Raw genomic sequence first — 24,263 nt, forward strand, 5'->3', positions numbered from 1 at the left:
TTGATCTTTCAAAATGCAAACCGCCGAGCATTGCGCGAATGGCAGCTGCGGCAGGTTATTGCGTGGCGCGCTGCAGTTACGCTGCACTTCAACATCGTGCAGTCACTAAAGACCGGCCCCAATTTTGATTTTCAATAGCTTCAGAAATCTCCAAAGCGCCGTCAAGCTCTAAGCAGTGATGCCGTAAAGTGATTTTCATCCTCGTATGGTACAGCGGGTTGCCGCTGCCCAGCGTGCCAACATCTGCGCAGTCTACGGATTGCCGGTTTCTCGATCCGTGGGACAAGGCCGCGACCAATCGGAAAACCTGCCGCCATACGAAGCCCCTTGCCTTTGGAAAACGCTACCGATTAACTGAAGCTACCCCTGCCCCGTAATGTAAGTGCGACGGGGCCTGCCGTCGAATAAAGAAAGAGAGACTTGGGAAATGTTTGCGCGAGAGCATATTGAATACAAAGCCTTGGACCTGCCGGATCGCGCAGACCTAACCGACGAAGAGATGCTTTCGCAGGCTCGGGAATTCTACGATACAATGAAACGCCGCCACACGGTTCGCCACTTTTCTGACCGGCCAGTGGCACGAGATGTAATTGAGAAGTGTATTGCCACTGCAGGGACAGCGCCTTCTGGGGCAAATCATCAACCTTGGCATTTCGTGGCCATCTCGGACCCCGAAATTAAAAGACAAATTCGCTTGGCCGCCGAGGAGGAAGAACGCAAGTTTTATGAAGGAGCCGGTGGTGATGAATGGCTAAAAGCGTTGGAGCCACTTGGCACAAATGAAGACAAACCGCATTTGGAAAAAGCGCCTTGGTTGATCGTGATATTTGCGCAGCGCTGGGGGCATTTTGACGACGGCACCCGCTTCAAGAACTATTACGTGCCAGAAAGTACCGGCATAGCCTCAGGAATCTTGTTGACCGCACTGCATCTCGCTGGGCTCGTTTCATTGACGCACACGCCCAACCCGATGAAATTTTTGACCCAATTGCTCGGGCGTCCAGATCACGAAAAACCGATCATGATTGTCGCGGTTGGTCATCCAAGTGCAGATGCGAAAATTCCGAAAGTGGCCAAATTGAAAAAGCCGCTCACCGAAATCATGACCCTTTTGGAATAAGCCACCGTCTATGACGAAGTTTGTGCGCTTTTTCGCAGTTGTTGGGCTGCATCCGGCGCGGTTAAGCTGTTCATTGCACCAGATGACGTCGGTGTTTATTTCAACGTTGTGCCAACTGCCCGTGGCTGGTGATTGTCCCCCGAGCTGGGCCCTTGCGCAACGCGACACCGTTCGAGTGGCTGATCTTGTTGATGATCCTCCACACTGCCCCTGAAAGTCATCGTGAAGCCCCGCGGCAGTAATCAGTTGTCCTGAGCGCTTTTCGAAAGGCCTTGCCCCAGACCGGATGACCGGTGCCGGCCCAAACCGGATGTTAGAAGAAAGGCAGCGCACTGCCTTTCGGGAAGACTCAGTTTCGACCGATTGGTGTCAAAGCATCAAAAGGCTTGCCGACAGCCTCCAAGTATTCGGATTCGTCCCAAAACCCGATCAAGATACCCGTTTCAGCGGCTTTTTTCTGGCGGGCCAAAACCTCTGGTGTCGCTGTGATGCGGGTGTGATGCTGGGTTGCCCATTTCAAAAGAGCGGCCTCCATCCTTGCCCGTGTCGCAACGTGTTCGTCTGCTGGCGATGTACCAAGATCGATCACCTCATCGGGGTCGGTTTCGAGATCAAACAGCACCGGATCAAACCCTTCGCAGCGTATAAACTTCCAGCGTCCATCAAAAATCATCGTAGTATGGGCTTGATCCTGCGGCTGTTTCAATGTTCGTGCCATGTCAGACCAGTGGTAGTCATGCTCACTGATCACATATTTCCGATCGAAGCCCACAGTCCCCTGCAACAGCGGACTCAGGTCACGACCTTCGATAACCTGAGGTTTATCCGGGCAGCCCAGCGCCTTCATAAACGTGGGGGCCAAATCGATCATCTCGACCAAAGCATCCGAGGCTTGGCCGCGTGTTATGTCTGCTGCGGGCCGGGGGTCAGAGATGATAAGCGGCACTTTCACTGCCATCTCGTGGTAGAAATCCTTGTCCCCCATCCAGTGATCGCCCATGTAATCGCCATGGTCAGATGTAAAGGCGATCATCGTATTGTCACTCAGGCCTTGCGCATCCATCCATGCGAACAGACGCCCCAGATTGTCGTCCAGCTGCTTGATAAGCCCCATGTAAGCCGGAATCACATGTTCGCGGACGTGGTCCCGCGCAAAGCTTTTGCAGACCCGCGCGCCTAGGTAGGCTTGCATCAGTGGATGTGGCGTTTCCTTTTCCGCCAACGACCGGATAGGCGGAATGATGTGTGTTTCATCATACATATCGTGATAGGGTGCAGGCACGATGTAGGGCCAATGTGGTTTGATGTAGGACAGGTGACACACCCATGGTGCATCCCCCTTGGCGGCGTCGGTCATGAATTCCATAGCGCGGTTGGTCATATACGCGGTTTCCGAGTGTTCCTCGGGGATATTCGCCGCAAGACGCGAATTTTTGAGAAGCCAAGCCGAAAGAAGCTCGCCGTCCTCATCCAGCCCGGAATTTGCGAAATCTTCCCATGGATTGTCTGATGCGTACCCATGTGCCAATAGATAATCGTCATAGTTGGACCAGTTTTGCCGCGCGCTGTCAGGGTGCAACCCGTCATCGCGATCAAACGGTTCAAACCCACATTCCGAGACACGGACTCCGATTTCGCTGGCCGGATCAATCCCAAGCCACGCCATGCCTTCGACATCTGCGGTCATATGGGTTTTACCGACCAGAACTGCACGTGCACCTGCGTCGCGTAGATGGTCGCCCAGCGTTGGTTCGCCCACCCGCAACGGCATGCCGTTCCAGGTTGATCCATGGCTGCGAACATAGCGTCCGGTATAGGCCGACATTCGCGACGGACCACAGACAGGTGATTGCACGTAGGCATTATTGAACTGAACCCCACGGGCCGCCAGCGCGTCGATATGCGGGGTATGTAGATGCGGGTGGCCGTAGCAGCTCAGATAATCGAACCGCAGCTGGTCTGCCATGATCCATAGTACATTCGGTCTGTTTGTCATTCCGTCGGCTCCTTTGCTGCGATGTCGCTGGCAGGTCGATGTGCGAATTCTTCGAACCGGTCAAGAAAACCGACGAAGGTTACAATCTCGTCTTCTGTGAAGACATCGCGCAATGCTGCGCGTCGACGCCCCATCACCGGCGCAGCAAGATCATAGGCTCTGCGCCCCTCATCCGTGAGCGTGACGATCGTCTGCCGCCCGTCGTCGGCAGCCCGCCGCATGTCCACAAGCCCTTTTTCCTGCATTCTCGGCAAGGCCCTGCTGAGCAATGAATGATCCGCGCGCTGGGTTGATGCCAGATCGCTGATTGTCATCGGTCCAGCCTCATGCAGGTCCCAAATCGTGCGCCATTCGACAATGGAAATCCCCCCGCCCCCCTTCAGCAATCGTTGGGCTTGTTTGCGGGATGCCGCATAGATAGAGGCCAGCCGCGCAAAGACGTTGGTGTCTTCTCTGGCTTGCCGCGCTCGGATGCGGGCTACGTCGCGCTCGGCACTCTTGGTCATGGTCTGTCTCCTCCTATGTGATAAAGCCCCAAAAAAAATTGCGTGACAAGTCATATATTTTCCGCATACCTTTAAAGAGAGGCCTCGCGTTGCGAGAACCTCCGCCCTTGGGAGGGGGCAGATCATTTGGGAGGATACTATGATCAAAAAAGCGCTATTGGGTGGCCTATTGGCCCTCGCTCCATCGCTTGTCGCTGCGCAGGCAACGCTGACCGCTGAAACAACATCGCCGGGCTCGACCCCGCACTATGTCGACACAACACTGGCTGCTGTTCTGGCCAGTGCCGGTGTGGCCAACTTGCAAATCACCGAAGGGGCAACGCTGACCAATTCGGTTGAAGCTGTGGCTGATGGGCGTCTGGACATGGCTCCTGCACCACTCATTTTACCATTTTTGCTGTCGCGCGGCATCGGCCCCTATAGCGGCGTCGGCCCGGAAAAGGGCGCTGAAGCGGCCGGAAATATCCGCGCTTTGTTCTTCCAGGTGGCCTCGGCGCAAATGTTCGGCCACTACAACAGCAATCCGATTGAAAATATTCGCGACCTTAAGGGTAAGCGCATCTGGAACGGTCCACCGCGCGGCGCGGCACTGACCTCTGGACGCGCTATGATCCAGCTTCTTTCGGGCCTCAAAGAGGGTGAAGGCTATGAAGGCGTTCAAAGCCCTTGGCCTGACACAGTGTCCAGCATCACTGGCGGCGCAGTTGACGGATGGACAATTCCCGAGGGGTTGCCATCGGGCCGAGAGATTGCCATCGCAGCTGCCGGTGGGATCACCATCTATGATGTTCCATCCGATCTATTGGCAAGCAAGTTGGGCCAGCAGATCGTGGCGGCCCCAGGCCACGCGCCTTATTCTGTCCCAATTGATGACTTCCGGGCGGCTTATGCGGGCAATGACATCACCGTCGTCACCGATGATGACAGCTTTGATACGTTTGCTTTGGCCTTTGCGCAGATCGTAACTGCATCCATGGATGAGGAATTGGCCTACAAGATCACCAAGGCCTATCTGGAAGGCGAAGACCGCTTTTTAACCGGATCGCCACGCGGACCCTTTTTGGGGCTAAGCTTCGGTGATCTTGATGGCAAAAGCCAAGGCGTCTGTGGCGCTGTCCAAATGAAGATGCATCCCGGCGCGATCCGTGCCTACGAAGATGCTGGCCACTCGGTTGCGGATTGCTTGCGCCCTTAATCCCTAAAATCAAGCGGGGTCGGCACTGACCGACCTCGACTTTGGAAGGCAGACCTCATGTCACATCCCGCTGATGCCACTGGCATAAGCCGCCCGATAACTATTGCCTTGGGCTTTATTCTTGTTGTCGTTGGCATGCTCAACACAATGCCGGAAATCCCCGGTTTGCAGGCATGGGCACGAGACATAACTGGGCAAAGCACTTTGCGGGTCTCTGGCTTCCCCCCCGAATTCTTCTACCCCCCGGTCTTCTTGCTGATGATGGTTATCGTGGCCCTTGATGCCAGCGTGTACCGGGCTTGGAAAACCGACAAACCGCAGTTGGCCTGGCTTGGATTGCTATTAGACTTCGGTCTTGTTTTTGCCGCCTTCCTCGCGTCCTTGGGCTATCTTGTCGAAATCGACTCTGTCTGCCTTATCGATCAAATCACCGGCGAACGCGCACGCCTTATCCAAGATGCAGCCGAGCGGTCTGCCGGTGTTATTCCCGGCATCTCGTTTGACGCTGAAGTACCGGCTTGTCAGGCGCGATTTGGCGTCTGGATCATCCCGCTTTTGTTCACCATCATCACTCTGTTTTTCCTCTACAATGTGCGGGTATGGGGCATTCCGCTGGTAGCCGTCGCCAGCATTGTCGTGATCTATACGGTCGGCACCGCGCTGATCTGGATGTTTGACCTGAGCGACAACAGTTTCTTGCTCACGAAACTTGGGGCTGACGGCGGCGATGTACAGGCCGCTGCAATCCAAAAAGCAACCAATGTGTTCATCACGCCGGACGGTTTCATGGGCCGGTTCATGGACATTATCGTGAACCAAGTGTTTCCCTACGTGATCTTGGGCGCGCTGTTTGGCACCTCGGCTGGCGGTACTTCCTTGATAAAACTGGCCGTTCGCGCCACCCGCAATCTACGCGGCGGCCCGGCACATGCGGCCATCGTCTCCTCTGCCATGTTCGGCACAATTACGGGCGGACCGGTGACCAACGTGTTATCAACAGGCCGCCTGACCATTCCAATGATGAAGCGCAACGGATTCTCACCTCAGTTTGCCGGCGGGGTCGAGGCAGCGGCATCGTCAGGGGGGCAAATTATGCCGCCCGTCATGGGCGTGGCCGCCTTCGTTTTGGTTGCTTTGACGGCAGTGCCCTACACCAAGGTCATCACAGCGGCTTTTCTGCCTGCTATGTGTTTCTTTTTCTCGATCTTTTTGGCGGTCATGTTTCAAGCGCGGCGCGAAAAGATCGAAACCATGCGCGAAGTTCCCGATGATCTGGTCATGGACCGCCAAGACTGGCTAAACCTCGTTATTGTCTTTGTGCCGATTCTGACCATTTTGTTTTTGCTTTTGGGCAGCAAGGACATCGTCAGCACCGGTTGGATTTCCAGCATTATGCCCGCCTTTGTGACACAAACCATTGTCAATTCGACCGGTGATGCAACCTCGGCGGGTTGGTGGGCTGTCGCTGTGTTACTGCCGCTGTTGTTCCTTGACCCGCACACACGGGCCAAACCGTCTAAAGTGATCGTGTCGCTGGCCGAAGGCGGCATCTTGATATCGCGCCTTTTTCTGCTGTTGTTTGCGGTGTCGATCATCTCGGCTTTCCTAAACGAAAGCGGACTGACCGGAGAGCTGACCCGCGCCGTGACCTCGTGGCTAGAAACGGCGCAAGCCCTGCGGATTTTTGGAATGGAGATCAAGATCGTCGGCGGTGTCTACCTGATGCTGGCGCTGACCTGTGCCATGCTTTGCGCCATTTTGTTGGGCATGGGGATGCCAACTGTGCCCGCCTATGTGAACGTGGCGCTGCTGCTTGGGCCGTTGCTGGCCAATCTTGGCGTTAGCTTGTTCACGGCACATATGTTCGTATTTTACTTTGCTGTCGCATCGGCCATTACTCCGCCTGTGGCCATTGCTGCATTCGCAGCGGCCTCCATCACCCGTACGGAACCCATGCGCACCGCCATCTCGGCTGTTCGCGTTGGGATTGTCATGTTCACCATTCCCTTTGTCTTCGCATGGTATCCGGAACTGCTCCTGATCGAAGAAGCAGTGACGATTACAGACAGCACCGGCCAAAGTGTCCTGATCGACGGCTACAGTGGCACAGTAGATTGGCCCGCACTGTCGATGCTGGGCGCACGTTTGGTTTTGGCGCTGTATCTGATTGCCTCAGCATTGGCATTTTTTGACCGCCATGCCCTTCGGGGTTGGGAAGTCGCCCTAAGACTTCTGGCTGCTGTGCTGGTTCTTTGGAAAACTGTGACAGTGATGTGGATCGGGCTGGTCTTGGCTGCCTTGCTGATCGGGCTTCATTCCGCATTCACGCGGTCCGATCGAAACACAGCCCCCGAATAGAGGGCATTTCGGGAAAACCGACCACGCCAACTGTACGCCATGCCGCAGCATCTCATGCTATTGGCGGTCATGACATCTGGCGGCACAGGGCCAGCCGCCTTGTTCGCTGCCCGGCAGGGCATTGCGCAGAAATGTCCCGAATGGGTGTGTTGATCCAAAAGCTGCCCGACCCGCCGGAAGACCTGTCACCAAGGCCGACGGTTCGGATGATGAGTGGCACAATAGAAAGCCGACGACGAATTCCTATCGCCCCTGTTCAAGCTCAACCAAGAGCGCGCAAAGGCTAAGGCCAACACAAACGGTTTTGTCAAAAAGCTCCAAAAGGTGTTCAAGCCAAGCGTTTGGGCTGGCACAGGGCTTGATGCGCTCCTTTTAAAAGCGCTTAAGGTTGAAATCATGGTGCATATCGCGGCCATATCACACTGGCGCAAACGGTTGAGCCCGCCAGCCACAGTTGTGCCCACGGGCACCGGGCCGGTCCCTCTCATGTTGGAGCGTTCCGGGCAAACCGACGATGCGGTCTGTCTTGGCAGCTTTGCGCAGCTACGTACAAATCAGCCGCAATGAACAACGCAAGCTCACCATAGGAAACACGTCTGGTTTGGGCTAAAATACCCTATTCAATCGAACACCAAGCGTGGGCACGGATATGAGGTTGGAAAACGGACCAAGCCTGTTCCGCCACGAAATCGTGCCCTTGGCTTACATCGGCGGGGCACCGGTTATCAAACGGGAGGACCGCGGTACGTCATCCCTTTCGGCTCTACGAGAAACAAACTTTTGCGACGTCAATGTGAGGGCAGCTTGGAGATTTTGAATCGGACGCCTTTCCATTGGCAGACTTGGGTTCCAGTCAAGCTCAGTATCGCGAAAAAGGTGACGCATACCTGAAAATTGCCTAAAGCTTACCACAGCATACTTCTACAGCGGCCCACAGCCGACCTTGACCTGGCGCTTGGATGCAGCGCCGCAGTTTCCCAGAAACAGCCATTGGTCCAACAGTGCAGCATTTTGCTGGTCGGAAATCTGCTCTGCGGGACAAAGCGCTTTTTCGCTGCGTTGTCTCCAATATTCGCTCTAGGTGTTTCATCAAGGAGGTGCACCTGTCCTGCTCTCAAAATCCTTTTGCCTCAACGTCTTTTGAGAGCCGTTAACAATCGCTCCCCGCAGCTCTGTTACAATGTGCTACAAGTAACGAAGGGGGATTTATTTCAATGTCCATTCATCGAAGCAGTTTTCCGAATGTCCAAGTAGATCTGCTCTTGGCCTATGCGGGGATGGAGACCGACCTGATGTTCACGCATGGCATCGACCTACCGGGTTTTGCCTCTTACCCGCTCTTGGAAACGGAAGACGGTCGCGCACTTATCCAACGGTACCTGAAGGATATGATTGCGTTGGGCGACGCGAGCGGCACCGGCGTGATTTTAGAAAGTCCGACATGGGTTGCAAACCGAGACCGTGGAGCCGCCATCGGCTACTCCCCTGAACAGCTCAAACAATTAAACCAACAGGCGATAGCACTGATGGCAGAACTGCGCGCGGAAGCTGGTGACGTACCGACCATAATCAGCGCCAACATAGGGCCGCGCGTTGATGCCTATGCTCCAAAAGATCAAATGAATGCTGACGAGGCAGAACGCTATCACTCGGAACAGATCTCGGCTCTGGCCGAGACAGAAATTGATATCGTCAGTGGCTACACGCTTGCCTACAGCACCGAGGCGATTGGCATTGTCCGGGCGGCGCAACGGTTCGGACTGCCCGTCGTAATCGCGTTCACCGTCGAAACTGACGGACGGTTGCCAACCGGTGTCCCTTTGGAGATCGCTATATCGGAGGTGGATGCAGCTACCGACGAATACGCCGCTTATTTCATGATCAATTGCGCGCATCCCGACCACTTCGCTTCCATCCTTGAAGATCGTCCCTGGATTCAACGGGTCATGGGCATAGTGGCAAATGCCTCGCGTTGCAGTCACGCTGAGTTGGACGAAGCAAAGGCGTTGGATGACGGCGATCCGGTTGAGCTTGGAAAACAGCTATCGGATATCCGCCACAGGTTTCCTCATATACGTGTTTTTGGGGGATGCTGCGGGACAGACATGCGGCATATGAAACAAATTGCAGATGCTTCCAATGCCATGAGACCAAAAGTCTAAACGCCAAGTGAAGGAGGGAGCCAATTGTTAGATATTGATGAACAAATCGAAAGTGTCGAACGGCTTAGAGAACTTCTTCCTACAGAAGGGTTTAAGAATACTTTCCTCAAAGTGACTGATCGGTTGAACGATGTTGCGCGGAAATTCATTGCGCATGCGCCTTTGGTCATCGTCGCAACAAAAGCGTCCGAGGGCCTAATCGACATTTCACCCAAGGGTGATCCTGCTGGGTTTGTCGAAATCTATGATGACAAGACCCTGATCATCCCGGACAGGCTTGGAAATCATCGGGTAGACGGTTTCCAGAACCTTCTTGAAGATCCCAATATAGCGCTCCTTTTTGTTGTGCCTGGCCATGGGGATACGCTGCGTGTCGCGGGCAAAGCACGTATCGTCCGGGACGCGGCGATCAACAAGCGTCACACGATCAATGGAAAGTCACCGCTGCTGGCTCTCGTGATCGACGTCGAAGAAGCCTTCATGCATTGCTCGAAGTCGGTTGTTCGCTCTCGTTTGTGGCAACCGGATCATTGGCCTGAGCGAAAGTCAGCCCCCACACTCGCAGAGTGGGTGATCGCCACCGTGGATCGAGAGCAAACGCTTGATGAGGTGCAGCAGGACCACACTGCAGATGAAGGAACGCGACTTTATTAGAACCCCGTAAACATCGGTCGTCAATCTGGCGGAGCATTTGACGGTTTGGGCTCCAAGCTGCCTTGCGGCAGTGCAACGCTCGATTGGACGCCTGAGTACCGGTCTGAGCGGTCACGAGCAGGCATTTGCCACCAATGGCGGCATGAGCGCAGACCACCATGCTGCAAAGTGCATGAAGGGCCGCTATGCTTTGAGAAAGTGATGTAACCAAGGTGGACGTATGGCCAAAAATGCAAAGCGGGAAGCGGCTAGGCGGGAGCTGCTCCGCCTGCTGGAAGGATTGGAGTTCTATCGGGTCTGGAGAATTTCATGCATAAAAATGGTTAAGGGAACAGTTCTGCAAGAAGACCTTAACGAGATCGTTGAACCCAGCATGGTATTCCTCGAGGAATTCGACAACGCCGGCGGACAATACAACCAAATTCTGCAAGCGGTAAAACAGTGGTATTCGTTCACATACTCCGATTTTTGTTATTTGATGAACGCGGGGAATGAGGCGGGTTCCGCTGGAATTCGTCAGTTCCTGAAGGATTTTCGAGACGAAATAGGTTTTGATTTCCAATCTGAGGCAGGGCTGGTTGCGGAGACGATGAAAAAGGCTCTCAAAATCGGTAGAATTGCCAAGGAGATCGATTACTTTGTGCTCAAGGAACTTGAGGACGCCGCGGATCACGCCATTATGGGAGGCCGTGAACGAGCGCAAGTTTTCGCAATGCTTCGCGACTTCGAGGCCCGATGAAAATGCCATAGATCCGGCTTGAAGATTTTAGGGCACCCTATACGTGACATCACCGGTCGGTCGTTTCCCGTAGTTTCTCGGGGTTGGCCTCTGTCTTGGGAACGCCCCGTTGGCGCGCCCGCAGCACAAAAGCTCGCGTTGTCAGCACTGCCGACATAAGACATCAACGATTTGGCCCACCAAGTTTTTTAGATGCCCGATACAAGCCAATAGCGCAAAATCCTTCGCTGTGGCTCGGCAAGCAGACCCGCCATTCATACTGGCTGCCGCACGGACAAAGGGTCGAACACACAAACTGCCGTACGATTTGCGGACATTCAGCAAACAGACTTTTCAGTCAGCTTTTTGTTTCCCAGCGATCAGTCTTCGCCTTTTAGGTAAAAATGAAAACGCCATGTCGCAAGCCCAGTCGAAAGGCCGTGTTTCTTTTTGGGTGCAAGTGCGTTCAGGCGTCGAGGACCGCGACGATGACAAAAAGGAGCAGAAAGCCAGCCGCGGCCCATATGAAGGAACTTGACCATTTCGATGACAGATCAAGAAACAAATTCGCCGTTGAAGGAGCGCATAAATCTGGCTTGAAAGCTGTTTGGTCTCTAAAAACCAAAACCGGACATGCCCATCATGCGAAAAATCATCATCGCCTGATAGTTAACGGCGAAACCCGATGCTGCGATTGCATTTCCGAACAGGCACATTTGGGTAATTTGTTTCACGGCGCTTTCAACACTTGAGACGCGTCTTCATCGCTAGCCGTCGATGACATTGATCAGTTTGCAAAGCTGGTGTCGGTTTCACTAGAGACTGGTGTTGAACGATCCCGCGCCCGGCCTTTGAAGCAGGGGGCTGATGTCTGGGCATGGAGGGAGGATTGGAGGACTTAGTATGCCTAGCGTCCAACTTCCCGCAGTGACCCTGAATCGTAAAGCCTGGAACAAGGGCCGGACCACCGGACAGAAACGACCGCTGTTTCCCAACTTGTGTGGGCTATCCGCACGCGTCTTGAAATTGCAGGTTATCTTTGTGACCTTGCGCTGTTCAACGTTACGGTGGACAGCGAGTTGCGAAGCGATGATCTCGTCACACTCGCCGTGACCGAATTGGTCAAAGAGGGACGCAGTCGCGAACGGGTTTCGGTGGTTCAGAGCAAAACCAAGCTTCCGGTTCAGTTTGAACTGACTGAAAACACAAGAGACACCGTCATTGCGTGGGGGGATCTCCAAAGATGATCGGCTGCCATTTTCATGTTCCCTAACAGCGTCCATGACCATGCGCATTTCGCGGCGCGCCAGTATGGTCGCCTTGTTCCAGATTGGGTGACCTCGATCAGACTTGCCCCGATCAGCTATAGTAGCCATTCGCTGCGCCGGACCAAAGCTGCAGAAATCTACCGTAAGGCTGGCAACCTTCGCGCCGGGCGGCTTGATTTGCATTGACGTCACTGCCCCAAACCTTGTGCCCCGCCCGAAGCCCTCAATGCTCAATGCTCAATGCCAAAACCCATTGATCCAAGGCCCATGACAGGACCCATGACTGCGAGTTTCTTAATTAGGTGATCTCTACCATTGAACGATCTGCGTGTTGGGCGAGGAAAGACGTGACGGTTTGGAGCACCTTTGGGTCAGAAAAAAGAACCCCGTGTCCGGCATCGTATTCTTGGAATTCAGACCGTGGAAGCGCCTCGCTTAGCACGCGTTGCGCGTCTGGATGTGCCTGCCTGTCGTAGCGACCCGCGAGGATGAGGGAAGGTATCTGAATCTGCGCCACGCTGTTGGTACAATCATGGTCGCGCCGTGCATCAAGCAGACGCGCATAGCCGCCGTTTGCAATTGATGGCGTAGCAAACTGAACCTCAAAGGCCAGTCGCGCCGCAAGTTTTTCGCCGAAAGCGGCCGGGTCTTCTTCGGCTAAGGAGGCGTTTCTGTTGTCTTGCAGTTTCAGTGATGCGGTGGCGGCCTCTTCGCGTGACAAGGTCAAGAATTCCGAAATGTCGTGAGAGTGATGATCCGGTCCGCCTGCGGTGGCCGATGCAATTGTAAGGCTCTTGACACGCTCGGGTGCAACCGTTGCCAAATGGAGGGCCGTCATACCACCAAAGCTTTCGCCAATGACATGTGCATCAGGCCAGTTCAGCGCATCAAGACAGCTAATTGCATCCTGTGCGTAGTCCAACATGTCCCAGTCACCCGTTGGCTGTTCCGTGCACCCGATTCCGCGGGGTTCATAAGTGGCGAAGTCGAACTCTTGGACAAGCGGGGTTGCCAGAAAGGCCCGTTTGAGCCGTAAATCAAAATTGGACCCGCCTAGAAACAGGACACGGGGCAGATTGCCACTATGGGAATTGCGCAAGTGATAAAGACCCAGCCGCTCAGTGGTGAGCATCGATTCAAAGATCCCGCCGCTCATCAAAATACACCGGACAACATACGCAGGCCACTGATGCCCAGAAAAATCGCGAAGGCGATCCGCAACCCGCGGGCATTCAAACAGTGCCCAATTTTCACACCAAAAGGTGCGCACACGAAGGTCGCGCATGAAATGATGATCGCTGCCGGTATATTGATATAGCCGACAGACATTGGCAGCAGGCCGGGAATATCTTGGCCCGCCAAGGCGTAGCCGACAATTCCGGGGATGGCGATGATCAAACCGAACAAGGACGCTGTGCCAACGGCCCGATGCACCGGAAAAGACAGCAAAGTCATGGTCGGCACTGAAAGAGTACCACCGCCAATTCCCATCATTGCAGAAAACATCCCAATCGGTCCGGCAATAGCGGCCCGCGCGGCCAAGGATTCGGGCGGAGCCTCTGCCAGGGTGAAGGGTTTGGGGTTCAACATGTTTATCACCACAATGATTGCAATCACACCGAAGACAGCGGCAAGTGCGGATGAGTCGATGCTGGCTGCAAGAACCCCTCCAATCAAAGCCCCCGCAGTCATGAACGGTGCCCAGCTTTTGAACATGCTCAGATCAATCGACCCTTTTTTGTGGTGTGCCCGCGCGGACGAGATCGAGGTGGGAATAATGGTCAGTAGGGACGTTGCGACCGCAAAGTGAACCGCGACATCCGGCGCAACATTCAACAATCCAATTCCGGTCAGCCAGAACAAGACTGGCACGATGACAATACCACCGCCAACTCCAAGCAATCCGGCAAGCGTGCCTGCAACTGCTCCCACGAACAAGAGGATCGGAGTGATCAATAGCCAGTTGGTTGGTTCGATCATGCTGTGCCTCTTTTCTGCAAACTACGCACGACGGGCAACAGCAAGGCCGCAACAGCCGTAATGCCCAATACCAGTGCAATCGGATGACCCGTGAAGAACGCCAAAAAGTTCCCATCAGTCAGGATCAGCCCTTGGCGCAGAGTTAGCTCAAGCGTTGGGCCCAACACCATGCCGATCACCAGCGGTGCCATAGGAAATCCCTGACGGCGTAAAAGAAAACCAATGAAACCCGCGCCGCCCATGACCAGCAGGTCAAATACGTTGCCGCGCACAAAATAGATACCAACCGCACAAAGGATGACGATGGCCGTCATCATAAACGCCTCTCGCACGCGCAAAATCGGGGCCGCAACGCGAGAGAGCAACATGCCAAGCGGCAATAGCAGGAGGTTGATAACGAAGAACCCCGAAAAGATCGTCGCGATAAGCACCGGGTTGTCTTCGACCAATTTCGGGCCGGGCGTGATGCCATGTAGCGTAAGTGTCGCCAGCATCACGGCAGTAATCGCATCACCAGGAATACCCAAGGCCATTGTGGGCACCAAAGCCCCCCCCGTCACGGCGTTGTTTGCCGCCTCGGATGCAACAATGCCGTCTGGTTCGCCTTTGCCGAAACCGTCACCGTTGGGGGATGACCTGCGCCCTTCTGCATAAGAAACAAAAGCCGCTGTCGCAGCGCCCGTTCCCGGCAGCACCCCAATCACGTTGCCGATGGCCACGGATTTCGCGAGGTTCTTGAAGCGACCTTTCCACATGCTCAGGCTTGGCAAGACGATACCGTTGAAGCTTACCAACTCGGAAACCGTAGATTGCTTGGTGCTTGCCCGCATAAACACTTCAGAAAGCGCAAAGACACCAATGACGACGGCCAGCAAATTAAATCCGGCAAACAACTGCCAATTTCCAAAGGTAAAACGCATTTCGCCAAGGATAGGATCACCGCCAACGGTGGATAGAAAAATACCGATCATCCCGGCCATCAAGCCTTTTACGACCGACCCGGTCGACACAGAAACGATACAGGTCATGCCAAGAAGAATGAGCGCGAATGTCTCAATCGGGCCAAACTCTAGCGCGAAAGCAGCCAGCTGCGGGGCTGCAAATATCAAGACAACTGCCGAAACCAACCCGCCAATCACAGAGGCGACGGTTGCCCAACCAAGAGCCAGTCCAGCCTCTCCGCGTTGCGCCATGGGATAGCCGTCGAGACATGTCGCAGCCGATTGAGGTGTGCCCGGTGTGTTGATCAGGATGGCGGCAATAGAACCGCCGTAAACGGAACCGGCATAAACGGCCAGCAGCAAGATAATCGCCGGGGCTTGCGACATAGTGAGAGTGAAGGGCAGCACAATCGCCACGGCGACTGTCGACCCGATCCCCGGCATTGCGCCAAGAATAATCCCAAGGATGGTGCCGACCACAAGAACGAGAAGTCCTTCGAGGCTCAACAGAATGGCAACGGCTTCAGGCAAAGAAGAGAGCATAGCGGCCTCAGAAAAAATAGGAAAAACGGGATGTTGGCAAAGGCATGCCCAATGTGTGATTGAACAGCAGGACGAGAGAGCCCGGAACAAGCACCGCAAAAAGGAGCACCAAGATCGGATTGCGGATGCCGAAAGCCAAAAGACTGATCACAGCAAATCCAACCGATGGGATAAAGAACCCTTCAGAACCAATAAGGTTGGTATATATCAAAGCAGCGACCAAAACGATTCCGATACGCGGCCAACTCGCAATCTGACGTGTTTTTTCATCTGATTTGAACGATTGGATCAGAGAAATCACGCCCAAACCGATCCACAAAACAAGAATTATCCTAGGAAAAAACATCGGCGATTGTGCAAGATCCGAGGAAGAGAAACTTTGACCAAACGTCGACGCGAAAAGAGCGACCGCAACAATAAGAAGTCCCACTTGCACCAGAATGCGTTCGCTCACGAAGCGCTGCATGATTTGTTCCTTTAATCAGAAGAATGAAGGTGCACCTGCGGATCAATCCCGCAGGTGCGATTGGCGAATTACAGACCTGCAGCTTCAATCAAAGCCGCGTTCGCGTCGTATTGCGCGCGGTAGAAGTCATTAAACTCTTCCGCTCCACGATAGTTAACCACAGTACCCGAGTTTGCAGCAAACTCTTGGAAACCTTCGGATACAACGGCGGCTGCACAAGCTGCTTCGAGCTTTGCAGTCACCTCCGGCTCCAAACCTGCTGGTGCAAAGAGACCGCCCCAAAGGTACAGCTCGTTCAGAGGCGCTTCGATTCCGACTTCTGTTGCCGTTGGAACATTTGGAAAGTTCTCGACACGCGCATCATTGAACACCACCAACGGGCGGAAATCACCACGTTCAACTAGTAACTCCGTATCGCCGAAGAACTGGATGTTGCCTGCTGTCAGTTCCTTGATGGCTGGGCCGGACCCCTGGAATGGCAGGTGTTTCATGTCATCAATAATGCCAAGACCTGCAAAGGCCGACACCATCGTCAAATGCGTGATCGCGCCCGGACCGGATGACCCATAGACCAGCTCGCCGGGGGCTGCCTTCACCGCAGCGACCACATCGTCCATGTTTTGATAGGGGCTATCACCAGATACAAAAAGCATCGTCGGAGACGCCGCGATCGAACAGATCGGCGTCCAGCTGTCGATGCCGTAAGGCACATTCTTGATTTGTGGCTGAATGGTCGAGACGGTCACCGACATATAGGCCAACTGATAGCCATCAGGGCGCTGAGCCTGCAAAGCAGAAGCCGCGACCGTACCGGACCCGCCTGCCATGTTGGACACATAAGCGTCAGAGCCGATGGCTTCGGCGAAATGCGGTGCCAAACCGCGCAACAAAAGATCTGTGCCCCCGCCGGCATTGAACGGCGCGATCAGGTTGATTGGACGCTCAGGAAAGCCCTCAGCAGAGACGCTGCTTGCCGCAACGACTGCAGCAGCCGCCGCAATAGAAAAAATCTTAAGCATCTTAGTTTTCCTCCCATAGAAAATCATCTTGGTAACGTTGTCATGCAATTGACAACGTTGTCAATCAATAATGATAGCGTTGTCAATTGCCCGCGCATGATCTACAATCTCTCCATGACTAACGGTTCCAATCTGCGCTTCCACAAGCCTGCACGCGCTACTCTGAAAGACGTCGCCAACTTGGCGGGTGTGTCTGAAATATCTGTTTCGCGGGTGATGCGTGACGCGCCTAACATCTCGGCATCATTGCGCGAAAAGGTCATGACAGCTGCGAATGCTTTGAGCTACACGCCGAACCGTCTTGCGGGCGCTCTAAAGAGCCAGACCAGCAATCAAGTTGCGGTAGTTCTTCCCTCGATGAGTAACATTGTCTTTTCATCAGTGCTGGATGGTATTGAGTCAGTCTTAAGTAAACATGGTCTGCACGCGGTCCTTGGTGTGAGCGAATACGATTCGCAACGAGAGCTTGAAGTCGTTCGGGAACTGCTGGCTTGGTCGCCAATGGGGATCATTCTGACCGGCCTGCACCAAGATCCGGCTGTCGCCGGAATGATCGGTCAGCTGGACATCCCAGTTGTCCAGATCATGGACATTGATGGCTCACCTATCGGCTCGGCCGTTGGCATCTCTCAAAATGAAGCTGCAAGTGCAGCGGCAGATTACTTGTACGCGAAAGGCTATCGCAACATCGGGTACGTCGGTGCGTGGCGTGAGAAGCCTGACAGATCTCGTGCGCGCAGACTGACTTTCGAAAAGCGGTTAGCGGCGCTCGGCTCACCACTGATCGGGTCATACATATCTGATGATCGATCTTCGGCCAGCGTAGGGTCATCTGCGACGGCGAAACTGATCGAAATGCATCCCGAACTGGATTGCATTTTCTACGCAAATGATGATCTCGCGCTGGGTGGCCTGTTTTATGCCATGCGATCGGGGATCGACGTGCCCACCGAATTGGGAGTGATGGGGTTCAATGGTATCGACATCGGCAAGGCTACGCCTCTGTTGCTATCAGGGGTGGAAACACCGCGCTACGAGATGGGGCAAGAGGCCGCGCGCCTGCTGTTGTCGTCGAAATTCGAAGGGCCGCAAGTCAAAGATTTGTCTTTCAAAATCATCGATGGCGAAACGACCTGACCTTGCTTTTGATGCCGCACACCAGGGCGGAAAATTGATCTGGATCTGCAACATTTTGCCGATTGTGTTGCATTCAACATCTTGATGTTAGCTGTTTGAACGGTGAGGGAAAGCTTGCGTTTGTGTAGCAAGGGTCGGCGATCCATGGTTGTTCATCATCTCCTTCGCAGCCGCGAAGCCCGCACAGCAACCAGTTCATGAGCGGCACCAAAGTCTCGCATCCGTTTCGACCGAGCATGTTGCGTTGAAAAACTGGTTTCAAGCCCATCAAATCCGACAACAATGAACGGCCTACTTCAGTGAACAGACTGCAACGCGGCAAAAATTCTGCTGCTGGTACGAAGACATGCTTCGCAAGCAAAGGCCGCATTCGCAAAAGCCGCTGCGGCGCTCAGCCGTCCTCCACCCGAACTTTCGTTGCCCAGCCCATCAATGTCCGGTTTTCTCACAGTGTTGCAGCGCGCCTGTGTTGATGCCTCAGGATGACGGTCTCCTATGACAACTCCGCTATCTGCGTATTGCTGTTTTTTTGGCGTGTGCAGCCAGATGGTTGGCTTAGGGACAGCTACTGTGGAACCCTTCGAACACTTTCTGGTTGATCTGCCAATATCTTGTGTAGATGGCACTTGCGTAGCAGGATATTTTGATCAGATTTGTGCATTAGTCAGAAGTAGTCATGTGTTCCCATTGCCGGCAGGCGATTTGCATAACAAATCTGTCAAGAGCGGCCTGCTTGAGCGGTTTTGACCGCTGACCCTCCCTCTCGGGCTGTGTGGGGCGTGTCAGGCTCGTTTCGGGTCACACCTGAACCAGTCGGCTTGATGCCGCTCCTTTGCTGGCCAAGCGCTGCGGATGCCCAGTCAGCCGATATATCTGCATCCGAATATCACAGCCCCTGTAATGGAATACAAACGGTTCCAAATGCGTAAGAACGTGAGGCTTTGATCGAGGGCAAGTCATTAGTTGAGCATGCCAAGTAACACCCAAGGCTGGCGGCGATCCGCTTGCACCCGATTACAACAATGGATATCAAATTGCCAAAATCAACAGCAACCATCACCCACTGTTTGTGCATTCGTTTGCGTGTTAGGGCGGCGACCCGAGCACCAAATACAAACTTGTGAATATACCGTATGCCAACCTTGCCGCCCCGTGCTTACCCCGTTGTTACCAATGAAATATTTGCTTTACCAAGTGACCACAAAAGGATCGCTCATAAGGTTATTGAGGTGCTGTCTATTGGTGATCGGCTCGCACACAGACCAGAAACGTTTCATCGATAAACAGCGCAGCGCTGGGGCGACTGCCTGCCTGACTCATTAAGCATGAAGTCTACCTGTGGACGGGCGCTCGCATCCTTTTTTTTCGCGACGAAGAGGGTGGGTTTGCAAACCAATGCGCCCTACAGCCCAATAAGGGGGTCATCCGGTGCCGCGCCAATCCAGACCGGCGGTAAGGTCGGTCTTTTGCGATATCGCTCTAACAACAGGCGCGCAGAGTCGTTACGGCCCGAACAATCCTTGCAGGGTCGTTATGGTGTCCAGCGGCTTGGATCAAACGCGCACTCAGACAGGCTTGAAGCAGCGCAATGCTGGCTTTCATAAACCGATCTGCCAAGGCGGATGAATCGGCTGCCTCTTTCAATTCCTTACGCAATTCACCCCAAGTCTGCAAAGCTTGCACAATGTCGTCGTCCTCCCAGAGTTGGGCCTCTTGCATGGCAAAGGCTTCGAATGCATCCCCTGCCGGGCTATGGGCCAACCGGGTTGCCAATACGCGCGCATGAATTCCATTGGCCCCTTCGTAGATCGCAGTGATCCGCGCATCTCGGTAGGTTTGTTCCAACCGGTATTCCCGCAAATATCCGTATCCACCAAGCACTTGAATGCCAATGTCGGCTCCACGTATTCCGGCCTCGGTGCAATAGACTTTGGCCACAGGCGTCAGAAACTCTACAAGGTTCGGGGCATCGCCACGTTCCATCGCTACAAAAGCCAAATGTGCAATTGCACGTCCGATCAAAGCCAACCCGTCGATTTCATCCAACATGCGGCGCACATCCGCGTGCTTGTCCAAAGTGACCTGCGCGCCATCCGCCCCACGGCCCTGCACCCGGTCCACAGCATAAGTGGAGGCAACATCATAGGCACGAGCAGCATGGGCAACCCCCTGCAGCGCAACATCCGCGCGCGCGTGGTTCATCATGGTAAACATCGCGGCAAGACCCTTGCCCTCGTGGCCAATCAATTCCCCCTCAGCCTCGTCAAAGACTAACTGGCATGTGGGGGACGCATGCAGCCCCATTTTTTCCTCAATCCGGGCTACGCGAACCGCATTTCGGCGGCCATCTTTTCGGGTACAAGGGCACAAAAAAAGCGATAACCCTTTGACACCACTTCCAGATGATCGAGCCAACACCAGATGTAAAATGCGATCACTCATGTCTTGATCGCCGCCTGAAATGAATATCTTTTCGCCACTGATTGACCAGCCATTTTCGTTGGGCTCGGCCCTGCAACGCACCCGGCTCAAATCAGACCCGGCACCAGATTCAGTTAAGCACATGGTCGCAAGTGTCTCACCCGAAGCCAGCGGTGGGATGTGGCGGGCTTTTTGATCATCGGAGCCAAATCGCAGCAAGGTTCGGATCGCACCAGGAACCAGCCCCGTCACCATCTGCATGCTGTGATTAGCCCCGGAAAAAATCTCCGAAGTGATTGCAAGCATCAGTGTCCCCATCCCCTGACCACCGAATTCCTCGGGGGCTGTTAAAGACGGCCAGCCCTGTTCAGCATATTTTTTGTAGACCTCAACAAACCCATCCGGCATGGCCACCCGACCACCTTCAAGGCAACACCCCTGCAAGTCTCCAGCTTCATCCAAAGGGGCGATTTCCCCTTCGGCAAAGGCCGCGAAATGCGTGCCCAACTCTGCTGCAAACGCAGGGTCCCAATCAGGAAGGTCAGAGGCGCGGGCCACATGCGTCAAGGAAAACAGGATGTCATCCAGCGGTGCTCGGAAAGGTTTCATTGGCTATGTCACTTTGTAGTAGGCAATTTCAACGGCATCTGCGCGGCGAACACCAGCGCAGACAAATAAGGTGTGATTAACCCATGAGTAGCGATCGCTACCGGTTTCCAGACGGGCAGCGGTGCGCATGTAATAGCTGTTAGGGTCAACGTCTTCGCCTTCGGTCAAGCGTTTCAGGACAGTTTCCGGACCGTGGCGCACACCGATATTGACGATCTCAATAACCGCACCATCACCTGTGCGAAGGGCATAGCGCGTGTCCAAACAGGCCGCACCATCCGCATAGATCGTTTGCCAATCTGCGCCAAGGTTCAAAATTTTACCTTTAATTTCAGGGCCCAAGGCAACACCGCCGACAATCGGAATGATCCGTCGCTGCCCGCCCCGCCCCTGCCCCATCTCGATTGGGGTCGACAGTTCAACCCGCAACGAAAAGGAATGGTGCAGCGACGGGACCGGAATTTGCACTATTCGAAACCCAGCAAACGGGCAGCATTGCCTTTGACAATATCTGGGCGAATGTCGTCTTTGATATTGATTTTCTCGAAGTCAGACAACCAGCGTTCAGGGGTGATCATCGGCCAATCGGACCCAAACAAAACCTTCTTTTTTAAGATCGAGTTACAGTATTTCACCAAAATTTCGGGGAAATATTTGGGGCTCCACCCGCTTAGATCTATGTAGACATTGGGCTTGTGTTGAGCAACGGCCAGCGCTTCTTCCTGCCAAGGAAAGCTGGGATGCGCGAGGATGATTTTCATGTCTGGAAAATCCACGGCGACATCGTCCATATACATGGGGTTGGAGTATTTCAGCCGCATACCATTGCCAGCACGCATGCCCGACCCAACACCGGTTTGCCCTGTATGAAACAAGGCAATTCCACCCTCCTCGGCAATGGCTTCGTATAGCTCATAGGCCATGCGATCATTGGGGTAGAACCCTTGCATGGTAGGATGGAACTTGAAGCCTTTGATGCCAAAATCCTTCATCAAGCGGCGCGCTTCCCGCGCGCCCAACTTGCCTTTGTGCGGATCGATAGATGCAAAGGGGATAAGGACATCGTCATTTTCAGCAGCCAATTCAGCTACTTCTTCATTCTTGTAGCGCCGGTAGCCGGTTTCACGTTCTGCATCAACGGGGAAGATCACCGCGGCGATGTTTTGCGCGCGGTAGTGGGCCGCAGTTTCCGGGATTGTTGGCGGGTGCTCCCATGGTGCGCGAAAATATTTGGCCATAGTCGCTTGCAAATCGTCATAACCATCATCGGTGTGACACCCACAAGGTTCTTCGGCATGGGTGTGAATATCGATCGCACGGATTTTAGAAATATCAACCATTGCGTTTCCTTTCAGAGTTTCGCAACGCCGCTATCGGCATCGTCATACAGGCGTTTCAAAAGTGCCTCCCGGCGGGTCAGCACCTTGCGAAAGTTGAGGTTGCCCTTTGCGGTGACCTCGGCTTCGGTCAGGGACGGGGCTTCAGCCAGAACAATGGCACGCGTAACGCGGGTTGATGACCCCGATATCCGCCCTGCCCGTTCGTTTAGTCGGTGGTGCAATTCCGCCAATAATTGCGGGCAGGCCAGCGCACCATTGTCTTGTTCGTCCGAATAGCCAGCCGCCTGCAATGCATCCCGGTTTGGGAAAATCATCACCCCGATTTCGTTGCGGTCTTGCCCCGTCACAATTAGATCAGCGGCCAAAGGTGCCAAGGCCGCCAGCATATCAATCCGAAGACCCGCTGCCCGCACCCAAGTGCCGGATAGAAGTTTGAAATCTTCGGACATACGTCCGTCAAAACGCATGCCTTTGTTCAAATCGTCCTTGTCGACAAAAACCATCGCGTCGCCAGTGATAAAAAACCCTTCATCATCAAACGCGTCTGCGGTCTTTTCCACGGCTTCGAAATAGCCCGGCATGACGTTGGGGCCTTTGACCCGCACTTCACAGCGCATGTCACTGTCCGGGATTAATTTTAACGTGATGCCTGTCATTGGCACCCCAACAACCCCGGATCGTTCCGTCGGCTCTTGTTGCATCATCGTTGCAGGGGCGGTTTCGGTTAGACCCCAACTTGATGTCATTAAAGGAATCTCACCTTTGACCTCCATCGCCATCTGTTCAAAGCCCTGCCAAACATCCTGCGGAAGCGAGGCCCCAGCGTAGAAAATCAGATCCAGTTCCTCAAAGAAGCGGTGTTTCAATCCGTTGTCTTTTTGCAGCGCATCCAGCAGCATGGAAAAACCAAGGGGCACATTGAACACCAGTGTTCCGGTTTCCATCGACAGGTTTTCCAACGTCCGATCAAACAGGCCTTTCACCGGCTTGCCATCATCAATGAAAAAGCTCCCGCCATTGGCCAGCATCATGTTGAAATTATGCGAACCTCCAAAAACATGGTTCCACGGTAGCCAATCCATCACTCGCGGCGGGCGCTCTCGCAGAAACGGTAGGGAATCTGCCAGCTGGGTCTGGTTCACACACATCATCCGCTGGGTCGTCATCACCCCTTTGGGTGCCGAAGTTGACCCGCTGGTCATAAGGATCTTGGCGACGGTATCAGGTGTCACTGTGCTGTAAGCACCGTCAACATCAACGCCGGTGTCCCCCTTGAGCAAGTCATCAAATGCGGTGACCTTGGTGTTGCTACCCGGACGAGACGCAACAATTTCTACACCGTTTAGCGCATCAAGTTTTAACGCTTCCCCATATTGATCCGCGTCGACGACATAGGCCATTTTAGGGTGTATGAGTTCAATCGCGTGTTGTAATCGGCCATGCGCCCCGTGAATCAGTGAATACTGTTCCGCAACAGGGGCGGTCCGAATACCAACATATTGCGCCGCCAGGGACAGCAATCCGTGATCAACACCGTTTCCCGACATGATGATGATCGGCGTATCCGGCCCCATGCCGCGCGCCAACAACGAGGCCGCAATCACGCGGACTTTTTGCAAGGTTGCGGCATAGCTCTCTTTTCGCCAGCCTGCCCCGTAGCGTTCGGCCAGGAACACGCGGCTCGGAGCTTGATCAGCCCACGAATGTAGCCATTCACCGGTGTTCTTGGCCACCGGCCCCAATTCATAGTTCGAGCGCAACAAAATTGTGCCATCAGCACCGCTTTCGCTGGCCACCGAATGCGGTAGAAACTGTTTCGTTCGTATCATG

At 54.2% G+C, this 24,263-nt stretch carries 19 protein-coding genes; 8 read left to right on the forward strand and 11 right to left on the reverse strand.

Going from position 1 to position 24,263, the window contains the following annotated elements; genetic code table 11:
* The first annotated feature begins 427 nt into the window (after positions 1 to 427).
* Positions 428 to 1,120, forward strand: coding sequence for a nitroreductase family protein (locus tag C8N36_RS20145; RefSeq protein WP_097806519.1), 693 nt, complete (start codon positions 428 to 430; stop codon positions 1,118 to 1,120).
* Positions 1,121 to 1,469: 349 nt separating this feature from the next.
* On the opposite strand, the gene C8N36_RS20150 is transcribed toward C8N36_RS20145, so the two are convergent.
* Together C8N36_RS20150 and C8N36_RS20155 are read right to left on the reverse strand one after the other, a co-directional pair.
* Positions 1,470 to 3,116: a sulfatase-like hydrolase/transferase gene (locus C8N36_RS20150; protein ID WP_097806520.1), complete on the reverse strand. Its 1,647-nt coding sequence runs from the start codon at positions 3,114 to 3,116 to the stop codon at positions 1,470 to 1,472.
* On the reverse strand, positions 3,113 to 3,622 hold the full coding sequence (locus C8N36_RS20155) for a MarR family winged helix-turn-helix transcriptional regulator (protein WP_170125939.1): 510 nt from the start codon (positions 3,620 to 3,622) through the stop codon (positions 3,113 to 3,115). Before C8N36_RS20155 ends, C8N36_RS20150 begins: the two co-directional genes overlap by 4 nt.
* A gap of 139 nt (positions 3,623 to 3,761) precedes the next feature.
* Here C8N36_RS20155 and C8N36_RS20160 point away from each other — a divergent pair, with 139 nt between their 5' ends.
* The 6 genes from C8N36_RS20160 (at position 3,762) to C8N36_RS20195 (ending at position 12,163) form a co-directional block, all read left to right on the forward strand.
* A complete protein-coding gene (locus C8N36_RS20160) occupies positions 3,762 to 4,817 on the forward strand; it encodes a TAXI family TRAP transporter solute-binding subunit (RefSeq protein ID WP_097806522.1) in 1,056 nt (351 codons plus the stop codon).
* Between the two features lie 57 nt (positions 4,818 to 4,874).
* Positions 4,875 to 7,175 carry a TRAP transporter permease gene (locus C8N36_RS20165; protein WP_097806523.1) on the forward strand — a complete coding sequence of 767 codons (2,301 nt, stop codon included), beginning with the start codon at positions 4,875 to 4,877 and terminating at the stop codon, positions 7,173 to 7,175.
* 1,214 nt (positions 7,176 to 8,389) lie between these two features.
* On the forward strand, positions 8,390 to 9,337 hold the full coding sequence (locus C8N36_RS20175) for a homocysteine S-methyltransferase family protein (RefSeq protein ID WP_097806525.1): 948 nt from the start codon (positions 8,390 to 8,392) through the stop codon (positions 9,335 to 9,337).
* A gap of 24 nt (positions 9,338 to 9,361) precedes the next feature.
* Positions 9,362 to 9,991 (forward strand): MSMEG_1061 family FMN-dependent PPOX-type flavoprotein, encoded by a 630-nt coding sequence (locus tag C8N36_RS20180; RefSeq protein WP_097806526.1) that lies wholly within the window; start codon positions 9,362 to 9,364, stop codon positions 9,989 to 9,991.
* A 220-nt stretch (positions 9,992 to 10,211) separates the two neighbouring features.
* Positions 10,212 to 10,730: a hypothetical protein gene (locus tag C8N36_RS20185; protein ID WP_097806527.1), complete on the forward strand. Its 519-nt coding sequence runs from the start codon at positions 10,212 to 10,214 to the stop codon at positions 10,728 to 10,730.
* A gap of 1,241 nt (positions 10,731 to 11,971) precedes the next feature.
* The gene (locus C8N36_RS20195; protein WP_097806528.1) at positions 11,972 to 12,163 is read left to right on the forward strand and encodes a site-specific integrase; all 192 of its coding nucleotides are present in this window, start codon (positions 11,972 to 11,974) and stop codon (positions 12,161 to 12,163) included.
* A gap of 112 nt (positions 12,164 to 12,275) precedes the next feature.
* On the opposite strand, the gene C8N36_RS20200 is transcribed toward C8N36_RS20195, so the two are convergent.
* The 5 genes from C8N36_RS20200 to C8N36_RS20220 all read right to left on the reverse strand — a co-directional run bounded on the left by C8N36_RS20200 (position 12,276) and on the right by C8N36_RS20220 (position 16,926).
* A complete protein-coding gene (locus tag C8N36_RS20200) occupies positions 12,276 to 13,133 on the reverse strand; it encodes an alpha/beta fold hydrolase (protein WP_097806529.1) in 858 nt (285 codons plus the stop codon).
* On the reverse strand, positions 13,133 to 13,957 hold the full coding sequence (locus tag C8N36_RS20205) for a sulfite exporter TauE/SafE family protein (RefSeq protein ID WP_097806530.1): 825 nt from the start codon (positions 13,955 to 13,957) through the stop codon (positions 13,133 to 13,135). Before C8N36_RS20205 ends, C8N36_RS20200 begins: the two co-directional genes overlap by 1 nt.
* Positions 13,954 to 15,441 carry a tripartite tricarboxylate transporter permease gene (locus C8N36_RS20210; RefSeq protein ID WP_097806531.1) on the reverse strand — a complete coding sequence of 496 codons (1,488 nt, stop codon included), beginning with the start codon at positions 15,439 to 15,441 and terminating at the stop codon, positions 13,954 to 13,956. The genes C8N36_RS20205 and C8N36_RS20210 overlap by 4 nt, the downstream gene beginning before the upstream one ends.
* A gap of 7 nt (positions 15,442 to 15,448) precedes the next feature.
* Positions 15,449 to 15,907: a tripartite tricarboxylate transporter TctB family protein gene (locus C8N36_RS20215; protein ID WP_097806532.1), complete on the reverse strand. Its 459-nt coding sequence runs from the start codon at positions 15,905 to 15,907 to the stop codon at positions 15,449 to 15,451.
* Between the two features lie 68 nt (positions 15,908 to 15,975).
* Positions 15,976 to 16,926: a tripartite tricarboxylate transporter substrate binding protein gene (locus C8N36_RS20220; RefSeq protein ID WP_097806533.1), complete on the reverse strand. Its 951-nt coding sequence runs from the start codon at positions 16,924 to 16,926 to the stop codon at positions 15,976 to 15,978.
* Between the two features lie 42 nt (positions 16,927 to 16,968).
* Between C8N36_RS20220 and C8N36_RS20225 the strand changes: the two genes are divergently transcribed.
* On the forward strand, positions 16,969 to 18,063 hold the full coding sequence (locus C8N36_RS20225; RefSeq protein ID WP_097806534.1) for a LacI family DNA-binding transcriptional regulator: 1,095 nt from the start codon (positions 16,969 to 16,971) through the stop codon (positions 18,061 to 18,063).
* A 1,479-nt stretch (positions 18,064 to 19,542) separates the two neighbouring features.
* Here C8N36_RS20225 and C8N36_RS20235 read toward each other — a convergent pair.
* The 4 genes from C8N36_RS20235 to C8N36_RS20250 are packed head-to-tail and all read right to left on the reverse strand — an operon-like array spanning position 19,543 to position 24,262.
* A complete protein-coding gene (locus tag C8N36_RS20235) occupies positions 19,543 to 21,093 on the reverse strand; it encodes an acyl-CoA dehydrogenase family protein (protein ID WP_097806536.1) in 1,551 nt (516 codons plus the stop codon).
* Positions 21,094 to 21,096: 3 nt separating this feature from the next.
* Positions 21,097 to 21,561 (reverse strand): DUF3237 domain-containing protein, encoded by a 465-nt coding sequence (locus C8N36_RS20240; protein ID WP_097806537.1) that lies wholly within the window; start codon positions 21,559 to 21,561, stop codon positions 21,097 to 21,099.
* Entirely contained in the window at positions 21,561 to 22,433 is an 873-nt protein-coding gene (locus C8N36_RS20245; protein WP_097806538.1) for an amidohydrolase family protein, read from the reverse strand. Before C8N36_RS20245 ends, C8N36_RS20240 begins: the two co-directional genes overlap by 1 nt.
* Before the next feature lie 11 nt (positions 22,434 to 22,444).
* Positions 22,445 to 24,262 (reverse strand): feruloyl-CoA synthase, encoded by a 1,818-nt coding sequence (locus C8N36_RS20250; RefSeq protein WP_097806539.1) that lies wholly within the window; start codon positions 24,260 to 24,262, stop codon positions 22,445 to 22,447.
* Position 24,263 lies beyond the last annotated feature (1 nt).

This window comes from Pelagimonas varians (assembly GCF_003208435.1).
Taxonomy (GTDB): Bacteria; Pseudomonadota; Alphaproteobacteria; order Rhodobacterales; family Rhodobacteraceae; genus Pelagimonas; species Pelagimonas varians.